A 17715-nucleotide genomic window follows, 5' to 3' on the forward strand; every position below is an offset into this window, starting at 1 on the left:
TCCCCCCGGGGGAGGGGATGCACGCGAGGACAAACGACCGGGACCCGACCATGAGCGACCACGTCATCATCGACGACATGGCCACGGGCGTGCGCCTGATCCGCCTCGCCCGGCCTGAGAAGAAGAACGCGCTCACCGGCGCGATGTACGACGCCATGCGCGACGCCCTCGAACGGGCGGAAGCGTCGGACGACGTCGGCGCGATCGTCTTCGCCGGCGAGCCCGGGATGTTCACCGCCGGCAACGACATCGCCGACTTCGTGGCGGGCGCGGCCAAACCCTTCACCGAGGCGCCGGCGCTCCGGTTCATCCGGCAGCTGGCCCGCACCACGACCCCGATGGTGGCGGCGGTGGACGGGATCGCGGTGGGGATCGGCACGACCCTGACCCTGCATTGCGACCTCGTCTACGCGAGCCCGGCCGCCCGCTTCCGGATGCCGTTCGTGGAACTCGGGCTGGTGCCGGAGGCGGCCTCCTCCTACCTGCTGCCGCGCCGGATCGGCCTCCTCAAGGCGACCGAACTGCTGCTGCTGTCGGAGCCCTTCGACGCCGACGAGGCCCTGCGCCTCGGCCTCCTCAACGCGATCGTCCCGAGCGCGATGCTGCTCGACCATGCGCTCGCCAAGGCCGCCGCCCTCGCCGCGCTGCCACGCGGAGCGGTGCGGGCCTCGCGGCACCTGATCCGCGGCGACCAGGCGGCCGTCGAGGCGGCCCTGGAGGCGGAGGCGGTCGCCTTCGAGGCGCGACTGCGGACGCCCGAGGCGCAGGCGGCGTTCATGAGCTTCCTCACCAAATCCAAGCCGGCCCGGTCGTGACCGCGCCGCCCGATCTGTCACGAAAAATCTGCCTCGTCGCGGGCGCCTCGCGCGGGGTCGGGCGCGGCATCGCGCGGGCGCTGGGCGAGGCCGGCGCCACGGTGGTCGTCACCGCCCGCTCCAGCGAGACCGGGCAGCGCACCGAGGGTCGCGGCGAGTTCGTCGAGGACACCGCTCGCGAGGTCGACGCCGCCGGGGGCCACGGCCACCACTACCTGTGCGACCATACCAGCGAGCGCGCCGTCGACACCCTGGTGCATTGGACCCTGCGCCGGTTCGGACGCATCGACGTCGCCGTCTCCAGCGTCTGGGGCGGCAACGAGGGCTACGACGGCGAGCGCTACGCCGACGGCGCCGAATGGGGCACCCCGTTCTGGCGCCGCTCGGCCGAGCCGTTCTCGCAAGGTTTCGGCAGCGGCCCCTATCCGGCCCTGCTGCTCGCCCGGGCGGTGGCGCCGGCCATGGTCTCGGCGAGGCAGGGCCTGATCGCCTTCGTGTCGTTCGACACCGCGCCCGGCTACCTCGGGGACATCCACTACGACCTGGCCAAGGCCGCCACCAACCGGCTGGCCTTCGCCTGCGCCCAGGAACTCAACCCCTACGGCGTCACCGCGCTCGGCCTGTCGCCGGGCTTCGTGCGCACCGAGCGCGCCATCGACATCGGCCATGCCGACCGCGCCACCGAAAGCCCGCTCTACGCCGGCCGCGCCCTGGCGGCCCTGGCCGCCGACCCGGCCGTGGCGGCGCAGGCCGGACGCATCCTCCACGCCGGGGACCTCGCCGCCACCTACGGATTCACCGACGCCGACGGCACCCGGCCGGGGCGGTTCCGGGTGGGATCTAGCGAGTAGCGAGTAGCGAGTAGCGAGTAGCGAGTAGCGAGTAGCGAGTAGCGAGTAGCGAGTAGCGAGTAGCGAGTAGCGAGTAGCGAGTAGCGCGAGTAGCGAGTTTATGTAAAACGATATCGAACACAACCAACACCCACTATTCGCTACTCACTATTCGCCATTCGCCATTCGCCATTCGCCATTCGCCCCACCAAGAAAGGCCCCACGATGTCCCTCCACGGCAAGACCCTGTTCATCACCGGTGCCTCGCGGGGCATCGGGCTCGCCATCGCGCTGCGGGCGGCCCGCGACGGGGCCAACGTCGCGGTGGCCGCCAAGACCGACACGCCGCACCCGAAGCTCGAGGGCACCATCCATACGGCGGCGGCCGAGATCGAGGCGGCGGGGGGCCGGGCGCTGCCGCTCCTGGTGGACGTGCGCGACGAGGGCAGCGTCGCGACGGCCATCGCCCGGACGGCGGAAACCTTCGGCGGCATCGACATCGTGGTGAACAACGCCAGCGCGATCTCGCTGACGCGCACGCCGCAGACCGAGATGAAGCGCTTCGACCTGATGCATCAGATCAACACGCGCGGCACCTACATGGTCTCGAAATACGCGATCCCGCATCTCGAGAAGGCCGCCAACCCGCACATCCTGATGCTGTCGCCGCCCCTCGACATGGCCGAGAAATGGTTCGCGCCGCATCTCGCCTACACCATGGCGAAGTTCGGGATGTCCCTGTGCGTGCTCGGGCTCGCCGGCGAGTTGCGCAAGCCGGGCATCGCCGTGAACGCCCTGTGGCCGCGCACCACCATCGCCACGGCCGCCGTGAAGAACCTGCTCGGCGGCGACGCCCTGATGCAGGCGAGCCGCACGCCGCAGATCGTCGCGGACGCCGCCCACGCCCTGTTCCTCAAGCCGTCGCGGGAGGTGACCGGCCGCTTCCTCATCGACGACAGCTTCCTGGCGGAGCAGGGTGTCACGGACTTCACACAATACCGGGTCACACCCGGCATCCCTCTTGCGCCGGACTTCTTCGTGCCGGATGCGAGCGTACCGCCCGAAGGGGCCTTCGCCTGAGATCTAGAGCGCCGTGATCTTCATCCACCAGCCCATCGCCGGCGCCGGGCACATGCTGCTCGAGCGCCGCGCCCTCGACCTTCAGGACCCGATCCCCGACGACACCGTCTGGCTCGACATGGTCCGCCCGACCCGGGAGGAAGACCTCAAGGTCGAGGCCTTCGTCGGGATCTCGGTGCCGACGCGCGAGGAGATGAAGGACATCGAGCCCTCGGAACTCCTCTACGTCGAGGACGGCGCCCGCTACATGACCGGACGGGTGCTGAGCAAGGTCGACAGTTCGGAGGAGCCGGGACTGGCCGGCATCACCTTCATCCTCAAGGGCGCGCGCCTCGTCACCGTGCGCTACGAGGAGCCGCAGGCGTTCCGGATGTACACCCAGCGGGCGGGACGGGCGACGGGCAACGGCCCCTCCACCGCCACCTCCGGCGAGACCATCCTCGCCGGGCTGATCGAGACCGTGATCGACCGGGCGGCGGACGTGCTCCAGCTCCAGGGCGAGCGCATCGACCGGCTCTCGGGCAAGATCTTCGAGGAGAAGGCCGACCCGTCCGCGCGCAACACCGCGCTGCAGGACACCCTGCGGGCGCTGGGGCGCCACGGCGACCTCATCTCGAAGCAGCGCGAGAGCCTCGTCTCGATGGAGCGCATCCTGCTCGCCCTCTCGGCGACCTACCGCACCGCCAAGGCCCCGCGCGAACTGCGCGAGGACGTGCGCTCGACCCTGCGCGACCTGCAGTCGCTGGAGGAGCACGCCACCTTCCTGTCCTCGAAGATCCAGTTCCTCCTCGACGCGACCTTGGGCCTCGTGAACCTGGAACAGAACAACATCATCAAGCTGTTCTCGGTCATGGCGGTGGTGTTCATGCCGCCGACCCTGATCGCCTCGGTCTACGGCATGAACTTCAAGGCGATGCCGGAGCTCGAATGGGGCTTCGGCTATCCGATGGCGGTGGCGATGATGGTGGTGGCCGCGGTGCTGCCCTACGTGCTGTTCCGCTGGAAGAAGTGGTTGTGAGCGGACGGAACGGCTCGGGTCCGTTCGCCCGCGACTGATCGGAGGGACGCCTCGTCGTGTGCGGCCGCTTCTTCATCGCCCAGGCGCCGGAGGTGTTCCGGGCCTACCTCGGCTACCCCGAGCAGCCGAACTTTCCGCCGCGCTACAACGTGGCGCCGACCCAGCCGGTGCCGGTGGTGGTGTGCGAGGGCGCGGAGCGGCGCTTCCGGCTGATGCGCTGGGGATTCTGGCCGGGCTGGCTGAAGGACCCGCGCGACTTTCCCCTCCTCATCAACGCCCGCAGCGAGACCATGGCCGAGAAGGCCTCGTTCCGCGGCGCCCTGCGCCATCGCCGCTGCGTGTTCCTGGCCGACGGGTTCTTCGAATGGCGCCGCGAGGGCGCGGGCCGGACGGCCACGCGCACGCCCTTCAAGATCACCAGGGTCGACGGGGCGCCGATGGCGCTGGCCGGCCTGTGGGAGACCTGGGCAGGGGCCGACGGTTCCGAGGTCGATACCGCGGCGATCGTCACCACGGTGGCCAACGGCGTGCTGGCGGCGATCCACGAGCGCATGCCAGCGATCCTGGGCGAGGCGGCGATCGCGCCCTGGCTCGACGTCCGGGGCGTCGATTCGGGGCCGGCCGCCGCCCTGTGCCGCCCCTGCCCGGAGGCGTGGCTGCGGATGGAGCCGGTGGGGCCTCGGGTCAACGACGCGCGCAACGACGACGCGGACCTGATCGCGCCGACCGGCGCAACGCCGGCCTTCGTCGCGACCCCGACGGCCCCGCGCTCCGGCGACGCCGGCCAGGGCAGCCTGTTCTGAGGTCCACGCGCGAGGGAGCGGCGACCCGGCCCGTCGCCAGGGCGGCCGGGATCGCCTAGGCTCCACGCCGATGACAAACCCCGCACCGCCGTCGATCGACCCGCGTCCCACTCGCCAGGACCCCGACGACGATCCCCATCTCTGGCTCGAGGCGATCGAGGGCCCGGAGGCGATCGCCTGGGTCGAGGCCCGCAACGCCGAGACCCTGGCGCGGGTCTCCGATGCGACCATGGCCGCCGACGCCCGAGCCGCCCTGGCGATCCTCGACCGACCCGACAGGATTCCCCTCGTCGCTCGCCGCGGCGGCCTCCTCTACAACCTCTGGCGCGACGCCGAACACCCGCTCGGCCTGTGGCGGCGCACCGACGAGGCCGGCTACCGGGCCGGAACGCCGGCCTGGGAGGTCTTGATCGACCTCGACGCCCTGGCCGCGGCGGAGGGCATCGACTGGGTCTGGGCGGGCGCCACCGTCGTCACCGGCAGCCACGACCGCGCCCTGGTGAAGCTCAGCCGTGGCGGCGGCGACGCCGTCGTCATCCGCGAGTTCGACCTGGAGAGCCGCAGCTTCGTGGTAGACGGCTTCGTCCTGCCCGAGGCCAAGGGCTCGTGCGACTGGCTCGACCGCGACACCCTGATCCTGTCGAGCGCGCTGGGCGAGGGCATGGCCACGCGCGCAGGGTATGCCCGCACGGTGCGCCTGTGGGCGCGGGGCACCGACCCCCTCGCCGCGCCGATCCTGTTCGAGACCGCACAGGAGAACATGGGCCTGTGGGGCGGCGTCGAGCACGGAGGGTCGGCCGAGCGCGTGGTCTTCGCCGAGCGCACCGGCTTCTTCGACGGCTACGTCCATCTCGGCGACCGCACCGGGCCGACGGTTCGGCTGGACCTGCCCACCGATGCGGAGGTGGCGCTGCAGGGCGATCGTCTGGCCGTGCGCACCCGCACGGAGTGGACGCCCGGCGACCGCACCTTCGCGCCCGACACCGTGCTGGCCATCGGGCTCTCCGACTTTCTCGACGGCGACCGGGGTTTCACCGTGCTCTGGCAGCCCTCCGAGCGGCGGGCGCTGCAGGGCATGTCCTGGGCGGGAGAGCGCCTGATCGTCGACGCCCTCGACGACCTGCGCCCCGGCTACACCGTCCACGAATGGGTCGGGGGCGCCTGGACCTGCCGTCACCTGCCCGGCCTGCCCTCGATCGGCAGCGTCTCGGTCTGGCCCCTCGACGCGGAGCCGAGCGAGTCGGACGGGTCACTGCTGGCGATGGCGCAGGACCCGCTGACCCCGCCGACCCTGCTGTCGATCGCCCCGGACCTGTCGGCGCCCACGGTCCTGCGCACCACGCCGGCCGCCTTCGACACCTCCGGCCTGCGCGTCACCCGCCACGAGGCCGTCTCGGTGGACGGAACCCGCATCCCCTACGTCCAGGTCGGGCCCGAGGAACGGACCGGGCAGGCGCCGGTGCATCTCTCCGCCTACGGCGGATTCCAGGTCTCGCTGCTGCCGACCTACCAGGCGGTGCTGGGCAAGCTCTGGCTGGAGAAGGGCGGCACCGGGGTGGTGGCCAACATCCGCGGCGGCGGCGAGTTCGGCACCCGCTGGCACCAGGCCGGGCGGCGCGAGGGCAAGGCCCTGGCGCACGAGGATTTCGCGGCGGTCGCCGCCGACCTCGTCGCCCGCGGCGTCACGCGGCCGGGGCGGATCGCGGCGCAGGGCGGCTCCAACGGCGGCCTGCTCATCGCCAACATGCTCACCCGCCACCCCGAACGGTTCGGGGCCCTGTTCTGCACCATCCCGCTCATCGACATGCGCCGCTACGCCAAGCTCCTGGCCGGCGCCAGCTGGATCGCCGAATACGGCGATCCCGACGATCCGGACGACTGGAGCTTCCTCGGCGCGATCTCGGCCTACCACACGGCCGAGCCCGGCCGGCCCTACCCGCCGATCCTCATTGCCACCACCCGTCGCGACGACCGGGTCCATCCCGGCCACGCCCGCAAGATGGCCCAGAAGCTGCGGGCGATGGGCTACGATCCGGCCTTCTACGAGCCCGCCGCCGGCGGCCACGGCTACGGCAAGGACAACGCCGAGACGGCGAGCTTCCTCGCCCTCGGCATGGCGTTCCTGCGCCGCTCGATCGGCTGGGAGCCGGGGGCCGCCTGAGGGAGACCCGGCCGGCCGTCTCGGGTCAGGGGATGAGCCTGTCCGCGCGCAGCCGTGCGAAGAGCGCGAAGAACGCCTCGTCGGTGGCCTCGTAGGCGCTAAAGCCGAGGCGCCGGCTCTTGCTCATGTCGGTGACCACCTCGACCGGGCGGCCGAGGTCGCCATCGGTGTGCCATGGCGAGGCGAGGCGGCTCAGGTCCGCCTCCGCCAGCCCATGGCGGCGGGCGACCTCGGCCCAGATCGGAGCGTCCTGCGCCATCTGCTCGGTCAGCGGTCGCACCGTCCCGTCGAAGGGTGCCGGCGTCAGCCCGAACCACTCGGCGATGCGCCCCCACATCCAGCTCCAGCGGAAGACGTCGCCGTTGACGACGTTGAAGGCCTCGTCGGCGGCGGCCGGCGTGGTCGCGGCCCACAGGATCTGGCGCGCCAGGACCGAGGCGTCGGTCATGTCGGTGAGCCCGTTCCATTGCACGGCCGAACCCGGAAACACGAACGGCCGACCGGTCTCCCGGCACAGGCTGGCGTAGACGGCCAGCGTCGTGCCCATGTTCATGGCGTTGCCCACCGCCTTGCCGATGATCGTGTGCGGGCGGTGGACGCTCCAGGCAAAGCCGTCGCGCGCTGCGGCCTCGAACAGCGCATCCTCCTGCGCGTAGTAGAAGTTCGCCAGGTCGAGGCGGTCCTGGTCTTCCCGGAACGGCGTCGGCGGCAGGGTGCCGCTGCCGTAGGCCTCGAACGGACCGAGATAGTGCTTGAGCCCCGTCACCAGGGCGACGTGGCGGACGCTGCCGGCGGGCGCCAAGGCCGCGAGAAGGTCGCGCACGGCATCGCCGTTGACGCGGACCATCTCGGCCTCGGTCGGGCGGCGCATCCAGGTGGAGAGGACGACGAGGTCGGGCGAAAGCCCGGCCAATGCCCTGTCGAGGGAGGCCCGATCCTCGAGATCGGCGGTGACGGCGGCGACGCCGTCCTGCGCGACCGCTCGCCGGGCCAGGCCCGCCACCTCCCAACCCTCCGAGGCCAACAGGGCCGCGGCGGCCGAGCCGACGATGCCGCTCACGCCGACGATCAATGCCGATTTCGTCATGGGATCTTGCGACTTTCCCGGCCGCTCGGGCCGACACTTTTGGGGGAAGGGCCGGCGGCTCGGTGTCTCTCACGAAACTCCCGCCTCGCCGTCGCGAGCCGGAGGCGAACTCCCGGCGATGGGGAGTTGCGTGAGATGCACTCAGGCGTCCGCCAGGGCGTTGGCCAGCTGGTCCTTCGACATCGTCGAGCGACCGGGGATGTTCTTGGCCCGGGCCGTCTTCAGAAGCTCGGCCTTCGTCGCTTCGCCTTTCCGCGCCGCGGCGGCGGTCTTGGCGACATCGTCCGGCTGCTTGGAGAACTGCTTGCCCTTGGCCGTATCGGCGCGCTTCTTGGCGGTGGAGCGGGCGTAGTCCTTGTCGGAGACCGCCTCGCGGGCGGCCTTGGGCAGGTAGCGCTCGCCGGTCTCGCCGCTCTTCTCGCCCGACTTGGTGTCCCACTCCTCGTCGGACCATTGCTTGAGGCTGTTGTCCTTCGTCTTCGCGCCCTCGTAGCCGCCGCCGGCCTCCTTGTAGGCCTTGGTCGCGGCCTGGGCCTTGCGTGCAGACCATTGCCCGGGCTTGCCGCCCTTGGACGAGGCGGTCACCTCGTCCTTGACCTTCTCCCAGAGCTTAGGGTCCGACTTCTCAGCTGTCGTCGACATGTCGCGCCTCGTCTCACCCGCTGACAACCGCCGACCGCGACGCGCCGTTCCGCCGGGCCCTGTGGACACGGCACCGTCATCAGGATGTCGAAGAGTTGTCCCAAGGCGGCATGTTGACAGGGAAGCTGGCCGCCATCACGTGGCGCCTCACGCCCGGCGTCGGCGCTTTCCTTCGCCAAACCCAGGACGTTTCCTCATGAGCGCGACCCGCAGCGGCACACCCACGGTCTTCATCGACGGCGAGGCGGGCACCACCGGCCTCGGCATCCGCGAGCGGCTGGAGCGGGACGGGCGCGTCGCCCTCAAAAGCATCCCGCACGAGAGCCGCAAGGACGTCGCCGTCAAGCGCGCCCTGATGGAGGCGGTCGACCTCGTCGTCCTGTGCCTGCCCGACGAGGCCGCCCGCGAGACGGTGGCGCTCGCCGACACCATGCCCGGCGGCGGCCCCCGCCTCCTCGATGCGAGCACCGCGCACCGGGTCGACCCCGATTGGGCCTATGGGTTCGCCGAACTCCACAAGGCCCAAGCCGACGTCATCCGCGCCGCGCGCCGCGTGGCCAATCCCGGTTGCTATCCCACCGGCGCCATCGGGCTGATCCGGCCGCTGGTGGAGGCGGGGCTGATCCCGTCCGACCACGCGCTCAGCATCAACGCGGTCAGCGGCTACAGCGGCGGCGGCAAATCGATGATCGAGAACTACGAGGCGGGCAAGGGTGCGCCGTTCCTGCTCTACGGGCTCGGCCTCGACCACAAGCACCTGCCCGAGACCCAGGCCTACAGCCTGCTGACCCGCCGCCCGATCTTCATCCCCTCGGTGGGCGACTTCCGCCAGGGCATGCTGGTGAGCGTGCCCCTCCACCTCGACACCCTGCCCGGGCACCCGAGCGTGGCCGCGATCGAGGCCGCGCTCGCCGCGTATTACGACGGCTGCGACCTCGTGAGCGTGATCCCGACCGCGGGCACCGACCGCATCGAGCCGGAAGCCCTCAACGACACCGACCGGCTGGAGCTGCGGGTGTTCGGCTCCGAGGGCGCCCGCCAGGCCCTCCTCGTCGCCCGCCTCGACAATCTCGGGAAGGGCGCCTCGGGCGCGGCCGTGCAGAACCTCGGATTGATGCTCGGCCTCGACTGACCGATCCGCTTCGTCTCGGATGCCGCTTCGCCGTCACGGGATCGCGGATTGACGCCGCACCCGTCGAAGGGTCACGCTCGACCACCGTATCCGGGGAGACGACGCCAACGATGTCCGAGACACGCCCGCCGCTGCCGCCCTTCACCGCCGAGACCGCCGCCAAGAAGGCACGCGGCGCCGAGGACGCCTGGAACACCCGCGACCCCGAGCGGGTGTCCCTCGCCTATACGACCGACTCCTGGTGGCGGAACCGCTCGGAGTTCCTGAGCGGGCGCGAGGCCATCGTCGCGTTCCTCACGGCCAAATGGCGGCGGGAACACGCGTACCGCCTGATCAAGGAGGTCTGGGCCTTCCACGAGAACCGAATCGCGGCGCGCTTCGCCTACGAGTGGCACGACGAGGCCGGGCAATGGTTCCGCTCGCACGGCAACGAGCAGTGGGAGTTCACCGAGGCCGGACTGATGCGCCGCCGCGAGGCCAGCATCAACGACGTCGCCATCCGCGACGCTGAGCGCAAGTTCCATTGGGAGCACGGTCCTCGCCCGAGCGATCACCCCGGTTTGTCCGACCTCGGGCTGTAGGGCGGCCCCGCCGGCGCGGGCGGCGCCCGGAGCCGGGTTCGATAAAGCCGCGGCCGGACCCTGACTAGAACCTGCTCTCTGTGAGTAACGCCGGGCGAGATGCTTGGGCTCTGCCACGCATCTCGCCCGAGGATATCGTGCGCGGCCGGCGTGCCCGGGCAGGCTGCCGGAGCCTCGGACGACCGGGCCGCCCCCTTTGTGTCCGGTCGTCGGACACGCGCGCCAAAGTCCTCCTATGTGATTGCCGGCCCGGTCGAATCACCCGAACGTGATGGATCTCCCGAGGGGTCAGCATCGCACGGCACGCGGCTGGAACGCCGTCCGCGACGGCCGCACGACATCCGCTCGCGGCGGGCGCGGCGCGCGTGGCGGCGAGCCGCGACACGCGGCCCGACCTGCGGGGACGATGGCCGTTTTCCGTCCCCGCACCGGACCGGATCTGCTTGTGCACAACCATTCCGAATCGGTCTTACGTCGATTTCGCTCGCTTCGAACCTCCGGGACGACCGCTTACGACCAGATGCACTCGGACCATCACGGCAACCACTGCGTGATCGACCGAACTGCCGCAGGCTCGATCGCCAAAATCCTGCTCTCAAACCCAAGCAACCACGGAAAACTTCTGTCCGATGGTCATTACAACTTGCTAACATCTCGAACTGAGCTTACGGTGCGAGATATCGTAGATCCGACACGTTAATGGTACCATCATCATGATCAGCATCGACAGCGACGGCAGCCGCCTCATCACTCTGACGGCCGACATCGTCTCCGCGTATGTCAGCAACAACCACGTCCAGAGCGCGGAGCTGCCGAAGCTCCTCAGCGATGTTCATGACGCCATCCGCAGCGTCAGCGGCATCGGCGCCCCGGCCGTCGAGGCCGGCCCGCCCAAGGCGACGCCCCCGGAAATTCGCCGGTCCGTCTCGAACGAATATCTGATCAGTTTCGAGGACGGAAAACAGTACAAGACCCTGCGTCGCCACCTGACCCTGCGCGGCCTCACGCCCGAGCAGTACCGCGTGAAGTGGGGCCTGCCGCCCGACTACCCGATGACGTCGGCGGCCTATTCCGAGCAGCGGTCGGAACTCGCCCGCGCCCTCGGCCTCGGCCAGCAGCGTCGCAAGAGCCTGCCCAAGGCGATCCTGGTCGAGCCCGCTGCGTCCGAGGCCGCGCCGGCCATGGACATCGTCCCCGAGAAGAAGCGCCGCGTATCGCGTAAAGCCCAGGCCGCCGCCTGATCCGTACCGCCCGACCCGACAGGGCGGCCACCGTCGATGCCCGCCCGACAGCCGTCGGGCGGGCATCGACGTGTCTTGCGGCTCCGGCTCGCACCGAGGCGGTGCGGGGCGCCGCCATCACGAAAGGGTTACGGCAGGGAGCCTCGCCATTCATGCTGCGTTGCAACATGAATGTCCGGCGTCGCTGAAGCGCGGCGCCACCGGCTGAGGCGTCCATGCTGTCCCGTCCGCTCCTCGCCCTCTCGGGGGCCTCCTTCGCCATCGGCACCACCGAATTCGTCATCATGGGCCTGCTGCCCGAGGTGGCGGAGAGCTTCGCGGTGAGCGTTCCCCAGGCGGGCCTCCTGGTCTCCGGCTATGCGCTCGGCGTGGCGGTGGGCGCACCGATCGTGGCGATCGCCACGGCACGCCTGCCGCGCAAGACCGCGCTCCTCGCCCTGATGGCGATCTTCCTCGTGGGCAACCTCGGCTGCGCCGTGGCTCCGACCTACGGGCTGCTGATGCTGGCGCGGGTCGTCACGGCCTTCGCGCACGGCGCCTTCTTCGGCATCGGCGCGGTGGTGGCCTCCAACCTGGTGCCGCGCCACCAGCGCACCCAGGCCGTGGCGCTGATGTTCACCGGCCTCACCCTCGCCAACGTGCTCGGCGTTCCCTTCGGCACCGCGCTCGGACAGGCGATGGGCTGGCGCTCGACCTTCTGGGCGGTCTTCGGCATCGGCCTCGCCGCGGCCGCCGCCATTGCGGCATCGGTACCCTCCGGCCTTCCGGGGTCCTTCGGCGGCCTCGCCGGGGAGTTCCGCTCCCTGCGGCGCTGGGAGGTGCTGCGGCCGATGCTGGTGAGCGTGCTGGCCTCGGTCAGCCTGTTTTGCGTCTTCACCTACATCACACCGCTGCTGCGCAGCCGGAGCGGCCTGACGCCGGGGGAGGTGACCGGGGCCCTGTTGATCTTCGGGATCGGACTGACGCTGGGCAACCTCGCCGGCGGGCGCCTGGCCGACAGGCGGATGTCGGCCACCATCGTGGGCGGCTTTGCCGGGCTGGTGGCGGTGCTGGTGCTGTTCGCCTTCACCAGCCGGGCGGCATGGCCGGCGGTGATGACCCTGCCGCTCTGGGGCGCGCTGGTGTTCGCCCTGGTCTCGCCGCTGCAGATCTGGGTGGTGGAGGCGGCCAGCGACGCCCCCAACCTCGCCTCCACCCTCAACCAGGGGGCGTTCAACCTCGGCAACGCCGCCGGGGCGGCCCTGGGCGGAGCCGCGCTGAGCCTGGGATTCGGCTACGGGACGCTGCCGTGGATCGGCGCCGCGGTCGCCGCGGCGGCCCTCGCCCTCACCCTCTCGGGTCGCGTCGGCGTCGCGTCACCGGACGGCGAGGGCGCCTTCGACGCCGCGCCGGCGGCGCGGGGATGATCCCCCGCCGATCCGACAGGCCCGGATCGTGCAAGCGACGGGGGCAAGGCGGCGCGGGATCGCCCGGCCGGAACGCATCCTCCCGGCCCGGCGTCTCCTGAACGACGCGCGACGCCGGTCAACTCCCTCGTCCCTAGACCCTCACGTCCCCTTGTCCCTATTGCCTCGAAGACCCCATCGTCCCGCCGCACCCTCATCGAGATCGAGTCCGACACCATGAAAATCCGCACCGGCTACGCCATCACCTACGACACGGCACAGCCGACGCCGATGACGCTGATGCTCGACGTGCATCCCTCCCGGGTCCACGACCTGCTGTCGCCGCAGACGATGACCATCGATCCGCCGGTGCCGGCGCACAAATACCTCGATCCCTTCGGCAACACCTGCACCCGCATCCTGGCCCCGGGCGGGCGCATCACGGTCTCGGCGGATTTCACGGTCCGGGATTCGGGCGAGCTCGACCCGTACGTGCCCGACGCCCGCCAGCACCCGGTGCAGGATCTGCCCGACGAGGTGATGCAGTTCCTCCTCGGCAGCCGCTACTGCGACACCGATCGGCTCTCCAACGTCGCCTGGTCGCTGTTCGGCGGCACGCCCGAGGGCTGGGCGCGGGTGCAGGCGATCTGCGACCACGTCCACGACCACATCAAGTTCGACTACCAGCAGGCCGACGCCACCCGCAGCGCCTCGCAGGGCTACGAGCAGCGGCTCGGCGTCTGCCGCGACTATGCCCATCTCGCCGTCACGTTCTGCCGCTGCATGAACATCCCGGCCCGCTACTGCACCGGCTACCTCGGCGACTTCGGCGTGCCCCTGACGCCGCCGATGGATTTCTCGGCCTGGTTCGAGGTCTACCTCGGCGGGCAGTGGCACACCTTCGATGCGCGCAACAACATCCGCCGCATCGGCCGCATCGTCATCGCCCGCGGGCGCGACGCCACCGACGTCGCCATCTCCACGAGCTTCAACACCGCGCTCCTCGTGAGCTTCGACGTCCATACCGACGATGTGACCGACGAGGCTTGAGAAAAGAACGGCCTTGCTCCACCGTCATCGCGGTGGGGAATATTCTCGTCGAAAGCCGGACAACAAAAGTAACCGGTTCCTTTGACGAGGACACGACCCTGCGGGATCATGCGGCAGTCGATCGAATGACTGTCCATCTCAACCCCGCGACCGGTGCTCGTCTGCCGATATCGCTCGTCCGGACGCTCCTTCACGGTGCGGACGGGCAGGCGCGGACGAGACCCCGGCGGCGGCGCGAGCCGCAGGAGCCTCCGCCATGTCCCATCACGCCGCCACGTCCGAGCCGATCCGCTTCGCCTATTGGGTACCCAACGTCTCCGGCGGGCTAGTCATCAGCAAGATCCCCCAGCGCACGAGCTGGGACGCCGACTACAACAGGCGGCTCGCGCAGATCGCGGAAGAGGCCGGCTTCGACTACGCCCTGACGCAGATCCGCTTCACCGCCGGCTACGGCGCCGAATACCAGCACGAATCGGTGGCCTTCAGCCACGCGCTGCTGGCGGCGACGACCCGGCTCAAGGTCATCGCCGCCCTGCTGCCCGGCCCGTGGAACCCCACCCTCGCCGGCAAACAGATCGCGACGATCAGCCAGCTCACCGGCGGGCGCATCGCCATCAACGTGGTCTCGGGCTGGTTCTCGGGCGAGTTCCGGGCCATCGGCGAACCCTGGCTCGATCACGACGAACGCTATCGCCGCTCGGAGGAGTTCATCCGGTCGCTGCGCGGAATCTGGACGCAGGACGACTTCACCTTCCGCGGCGATTTCTACCGCTACACGAACTACACCCTGAAGCCGAAGCCCGCCGATCCGCTGCCGGAGATCTTCCAGGGCGGTTCCTCGCGGGCGGCGCGCGACATGGCGGCCCGTGTCTCCGATTGGTACTTCACCAACGGCAACACGCCGGAGGGCGTCAAAGCCCAGGTCGAGGACATCCAGGCCAAGGCGCGGGCCAACGGCCATTCGGTCAAGGTCGGCGTCAACGCCTTCGTCATCGCCCGCGAGACGGAGGAGGAAGCCCGTGCCGTCCTCCAGGAGATCATCGACCACGCCGACCCCGAGGCGGTGAAGGCCTTCGGCCACGAGGCCAAGAACGCCGGCAAGGCCTCGCCGGAAGGGGAGGGCAACTGGGCGAAGTCCAGCCTCACCGACCTCGTCCAGTACAACGACGGCTTCAAGACCAACCTCATCGGCACCCCCGACCAGATCGCCGAGCGCATCCTGGCGCTCAAGGACGCCGGGGTGGACCTGGCGCTCCTGGCCTTCCTGCACTTCCAGGAAGAAGTCGCCCATTTCGGCGCCCACGTCATCCCGCGGGTGCGGGCGCTGGAGGCCGCGCGCGAGCGCCGGGCCGTGGCGGCTTAAGGGTCGTCCAGATCCTCGCGACGCGCGTCCCACTCCGGTGTGGGAGGCATCCGAGGGTGGGGGTGGTCCGGTCGGCCTCGCTTGGGGTCGAGGTCCATCCCGCCGCCGCCCGAATCCAATCGTCTCCCCTCAATCGCACGTCGGATCGCCCACGCGGGTGAGCGAGGCGCCGGGGAGCGTCGCCGTCGCACACCACCGACTATCCAACCCCGGAGATCGTCATGACCATCGCCGTGAACGCCAAGGCGCTCCAGACCGGCCAGGACAGTCCCGCCGTCCCGCGCCCCGATGGCCCCGCCCACGTCATCCGTGACGACGCCGAGGCGATCCGCGTCGCAGAGGCCCTGGCGGTGGCGTTCCGCGAGGGCGCCTCGGAGCGCGATCGCGACAACCGCCGCCCGGTGGCCGAGCTCGACGCGTTCTCGCAGAGCGGGTTGTGGTCGATCAACGTGCCCCGGGCCTTCGGCGGCCCGGAGGTGTCCTACCGGACCCTGGCGCGGGTGATCGCCATCGTCTCGGCGGCCGATCCCTCGATCGGCCAGATCGCGCAGAACCACCTCGGCATCGTCGCCGCGATCCAGACCGTCTCCGACCCGGAGCAAAGGGCGCTGCTGTTCGGCGAGGTCCTGGCCGGCACCCGCTTCGGCAACGCCTTCTCCGAAATCGGCACTCCGCGCGCCGCCGACTTCCAGACCCGGTTCGTCGAGGACGGCGACCACGTCGTTGTCACGGGGCGGAAGTTCTATTCCACCGGGGCGCTGCTCGCCCATCTCGTGCCGATCGTCGCCCTCGATGGCGAGGGCCGCCCCTGGTACGCCATCGCCGAGCGCGACGCCCCGGGGCTGACCGTGATCGACGACTGGTCGGCCTTCGGCCAGCGCACCACGGCGAGCGGCACCGTGGTCATCGACGCGGTGCGGGTGCCCAGGACCCATCTCGTGCCGGCCTGGAAGGGCTACGCCGCGCCCAGCGCCAACGGCGCGATCTTCCAGGTGATCCAGGCGGCGGTGGATGCCGGCATCGCCCGCGAGGCCCTCGCCGACACCATCGCCTTCGTGCGCACCAAATCCCGTCCCTGGATCGACAGCGGCCAGGACAGGGCCTCGGACGATCCCCACACGATCCGGGCGGTGGGCGACCTGACGATCCGCCTGCATGCGGCCGAGGCCCTCCTCGACCGGGCGGGTCTGGCCCTCGACGAGGCCGTGGCGGACCCGACGGCGGACAGCGTGGCCGCCGCCCAGCTCGCGGTGGCGGAGGCCAAGGTGCTGACCACCGAGATCGCGCTCCTGGCCAGCAACACCCTGTTCGAGCTCGCCGGTACCCGCTCGACCCTGGCGGAGGCCAACCTCGACCGCCACTGGCGCAACGCCCGCACCCATACGCTGCACGATCCCGTGCGCTGGAAATACGCCATCGTCGGCAACCACGCCCTCAACGGCGTGAACCCGCCCTTCCACGCCTGGAGCTGAGGGGGCTCACCCGCCCGGAAAGGCACGGCCGGACCCGCGTGCGGGTCCGGACCGAAAACCCGTGCCTCCTACTGCTGCAGCTGCTTTTGCATCGCCTTGTCCTCGGCGCGGCCGTAGTTGATGAAGAACTGGCTCGCCTCGACGGTGCGGCCCTTCTGCAGGTTCGAGAGCTGGACCGTGGTCTGGTAGCCCTGCGGATCGGTGATCCGCCACTGGTTGAGGGTCTTCATCTCGGAATCGAAGAACAGCTGGATCTTCGAGGTTCCGCCCAGCGTCGAGCGGTCCTCGGTCACGATGCGCACGCCGCCCGGATCGTTGCCGACATCGGTGACCGTGAGGTCGCGGGCGAGGTCGATCTTTTCGCGCAGCAGGAATTTCAGGGGCGTCTGCGAGATGAAGTAGAGGTCCTGCGTGCCGAGCTTGCGGTCGCGCACCGCCACCGAGGTCCCGTCCGCCACCACCTCGAGGGGCGAGGGCTGATCGTAGTCGAACCGCAGCCGGCCGGGCTTCGACAGGGTGAGCTTGCCGCCGATGCGGCGGCCGTCCGCCCCGATCTGGATGAAGGTGCCCGTCAGCGTGGTGATGCCGTTGAAATAGGCGTTGGCCTGCGCGACCAGGGTCGCGGCGTCCGCCTCGATCGCGGGAGCGGCCTTGCCGGCGGCCTCGGCGGGCCTGGCGGCCGCCTTGGCGGTGGCGGTCCTGTCCTGTCCGGCCCTGTCCTGCCCGGCCTTGTCCTGTGACCCGGCGGGCTTGCCCTCCTTGGCCGGCCGTGCGGCCTGGGCGGGGGGCTTCTTCGGCGTCGGCGCGGGGGGAGGGGGGGCGGCCTCCGGCTCGGGGGCCGGCGCCTCCTTGCGGCCGAGGATGCCGTCGATGAAGGCCCCGAGCTGGGCCTGGGCGGGCACCGGCTGAACGAGGGCGGCTAGCACGAGGAGCGAGCCGGCGGCGAGGTGGGGACGTCGGCCGGTCATGGTGCGGCGTTCTCCGGGTGGGGTGGCGAGGCTCGCCTTAGAGCCTCGCGCTGTGGCGATTATGGGACGCCGGGGACGTCGTCTCGG

General features: G+C 70.6%; 16 protein-coding genes. 13 read left to right on the forward strand and 3 right to left on the reverse strand.

What is annotated here, in order from left to right:
• Positions 1-50: 50 nt before the first annotated feature.
• The 6 genes from ASF39_RS14765 to ASF39_RS14790 all read left to right on the forward strand — a co-directional run bounded on the left by ASF39_RS14765 (position 51) and on the right by ASF39_RS14790 (position 6707).
• A complete protein-coding gene (locus ASF39_RS14765; RefSeq protein ID WP_056285247.1) occupies positions 51-815 on the forward strand; it encodes an enoyl-CoA hydratase-related protein in 765 nt (254 codons plus the stop codon).
• Complete coding sequence (locus tag ASF39_RS14770; protein WP_056285249.1) at positions 812-1666, forward strand: SDR family NAD(P)-dependent oxidoreductase; 855 nt, start codon at positions 812-814, stop codon at positions 1664-1666. The genes ASF39_RS14765 and ASF39_RS14770 overlap by 4 nt, the downstream gene beginning before the upstream one ends.
• Positions 1667-1870: 204 nt before the next feature.
• Positions 1871-2725: an NAD(P)-dependent oxidoreductase gene (locus ASF39_RS14775; protein WP_056285252.1), complete on the forward strand. Its 855-nt coding sequence runs from the start codon at positions 1871-1873 to the stop codon at positions 2723-2725.
• Positions 2726-2738: 13 nt separating this feature from the next.
• Complete coding sequence (locus ASF39_RS14780; protein ID WP_056285255.1) at positions 2739-3743, forward strand: magnesium transporter CorA family protein; 1005 nt, start codon at positions 2739-2741, stop codon at positions 3741-3743.
• A 56-nt stretch (positions 3744-3799) separates the two neighbouring features.
• Complete coding sequence (locus ASF39_RS14785) at positions 3800-4546, forward strand: SOS response-associated peptidase (protein WP_056285258.1); 747 nt, start codon at positions 3800-3802, stop codon at positions 4544-4546.
• A gap of 70 nt (positions 4547-4616) precedes the next feature.
• Positions 4617-6707, forward strand: coding sequence for a prolyl oligopeptidase family serine peptidase (locus ASF39_RS14790; protein ID WP_056285261.1), 2091 nt, complete (start codon positions 4617-4619; stop codon positions 6705-6707).
• Positions 6708-6732: 25 nt separating this feature from the next.
• Here ASF39_RS14790 and ASF39_RS14795 read toward each other — a convergent pair whose 3' ends face one another.
• Together ASF39_RS14795 and ASF39_RS14800 are read right to left on the reverse strand one after the other, a co-directional pair.
• Complete coding sequence (locus ASF39_RS14795) at positions 6733-7794, reverse strand: SDR family oxidoreductase (protein ID WP_056285263.1); 1062 nt, start codon at positions 7792-7794, stop codon at positions 6733-6735.
• A 141-nt stretch (positions 7795-7935) separates the two neighbouring features.
• Entirely contained in the window at positions 7936-8436 is a 501-nt protein-coding gene (locus ASF39_RS14800; RefSeq protein ID WP_056285268.1) for a hypothetical protein, read from the reverse strand.
• A gap of 196 nt (positions 8437-8632) precedes the next feature.
• Here ASF39_RS14800 and argC point away from each other — a divergent pair, with 196 nt between their 5' ends.
• From argC to ASF39_RS14835, 7 genes are all read left to right on the forward strand, one after another.
• Complete coding sequence (gene argC / locus ASF39_RS14805) at positions 8633-9568, forward strand: N-acetyl-gamma-glutamyl-phosphate reductase (RefSeq protein ID WP_056285270.1); 936 nt, start codon at positions 8633-8635, stop codon at positions 9566-9568.
• A gap of 110 nt (positions 9569-9678) precedes the next feature.
• Positions 9679-10149, forward strand: coding sequence for a nuclear transport factor 2 family protein (locus ASF39_RS14810; RefSeq protein ID WP_056285273.1), 471 nt, complete (start codon positions 9679-9681; stop codon positions 10147-10149).
• A gap of 713 nt (positions 10150-10862) precedes the next feature.
• Complete coding sequence (locus tag ASF39_RS14815; protein ID WP_055885068.1) at positions 10863-11390, forward strand: MucR family transcriptional regulator; 528 nt, start codon at positions 10863-10865, stop codon at positions 11388-11390.
• Positions 11391-11605: 215 nt separating this feature from the next.
• Positions 11606-12796, forward strand: coding sequence for an MFS transporter (locus ASF39_RS14820; protein ID WP_056285276.1), 1191 nt, complete (start codon positions 11606-11608; stop codon positions 12794-12796).
• Between the two features lie 216 nt (positions 12797-13012).
• Positions 13013-13825: a transglutaminase family protein gene (locus ASF39_RS14825; RefSeq protein WP_055885073.1), complete on the forward strand. Its 813-nt coding sequence runs from the start codon at positions 13013-13015 to the stop codon at positions 13823-13825.
• Positions 13826-14081: 256 nt separating this feature from the next.
• On the forward strand, positions 14082-15188 hold the full coding sequence (gene sfnG, locus ASF39_RS14830; protein WP_055885076.1) for a dimethylsulfone monooxygenase SfnG: 1107 nt from the start codon (positions 14082-14084) through the stop codon (positions 15186-15188).
• A gap of 221 nt (positions 15189-15409) precedes the next feature.
• Positions 15410-16660 (forward strand): SfnB family sulfur acquisition oxidoreductase, encoded by a 1251-nt coding sequence (locus ASF39_RS14835; RefSeq protein WP_056285279.1) that lies wholly within the window; start codon positions 15410-15412, stop codon positions 16658-16660.
• A 68-nt stretch (positions 16661-16728) separates the two neighbouring features.
• Here ASF39_RS14835 and ASF39_RS14840 read toward each other — a convergent pair whose 3' ends face one another.
• Entirely contained in the window at positions 16729-17628 is a 900-nt protein-coding gene (locus tag ASF39_RS14840) for an outer-membrane lipoprotein carrier protein LolA (protein ID WP_056285282.1), read from the reverse strand.
• Positions 17629-17715 lie beyond the last annotated feature (87 nt).

The sequence above is a fragment of the Methylobacterium sp. Leaf108 genome (assembly GCF_001423265.1).
Lineage (GTDB): Bacteria > Pseudomonadota > Alphaproteobacteria > Rhizobiales > Beijerinckiaceae > Methylobacterium.

What these genes read in the sequence shown, in the direction of transcription:
- ASF39_RS14765 (WP_056285247.1), top strand. Translation starts at nt 51, where the DNA reads ATGAGCGACCACGTCATCATCGACGACATGGCCACGGGCGTGCGCCTG.
- ASF39_RS14775 (WP_056285252.1), top strand. Translation starts at nt 1,871, where the DNA reads ATGTCCCTCCACGGCAAGACCCTGTTCATCACCGGTGCCTCGCGGGGC.
- ASF39_RS14790 (WP_056285261.1), top strand. Translation starts at nt 4,617, where the DNA reads ATGACAAACCCCGCACCGCCGTCGATCGACCCGCGTCCCACTCGCCAG.
- ASF39_RS14795 (WP_056285263.1), bottom strand. Translation starts at nt 7,794, where the DNA reads ATGACGAAATCGGCATTGATCGTCGGCGTGAGCGGCATCGTCGGCTCG.
- ASF39_RS14800 (WP_056285268.1), bottom strand. Translation starts at nt 8,436, where the DNA reads ATGTCGACGACAGCTGAGAAGTCGGACCCTAAGCTCTGGGAGAAGGTC.
- argC (WP_056285270.1), top strand. Translation starts at nt 8,633, where the DNA reads ATGAGCGCGACCCGCAGCGGCACACCCACGGTCTTCATCGACGGCGAG.
- ASF39_RS14810 (WP_056285273.1), top strand. Translation starts at nt 9,679, where the DNA reads ATGTCCGAGACACGCCCGCCGCTGCCGCCCTTCACCGCCGAGACCGCC.
- ASF39_RS14815 (WP_055885068.1), top strand. Translation starts at nt 10,863, where the DNA reads ATGATCAGCATCGACAGCGACGGCAGCCGCCTCATCACTCTGACGGCC.
- ASF39_RS14820 (WP_056285276.1), top strand. Translation starts at nt 11,606, where the DNA reads ATGCTGTCCCGTCCGCTCCTCGCCCTCTCGGGGGCCTCCTTCGCCATC.
- ASF39_RS14825 (WP_055885073.1), top strand. Translation starts at nt 13,013, where the DNA reads ATGAAAATCCGCACCGGCTACGCCATCACCTACGACACGGCACAGCCG.
- sfnG (WP_055885076.1), top strand. Translation starts at nt 14,082, where the DNA reads ATGTCCCATCACGCCGCCACGTCCGAGCCGATCCGCTTCGCCTATTGG.
- ASF39_RS14835 (WP_056285279.1), top strand. Translation starts at nt 15,410, where the DNA reads ATGACCATCGCCGTGAACGCCAAGGCGCTCCAGACCGGCCAGGACAGT.
- ASF39_RS14840 (WP_056285282.1), bottom strand. Translation starts at nt 17,628, where the DNA reads ATGACCGGCCGACGTCCCCACCTCGCCGCCGGCTCGCTCCTCGTGCTA.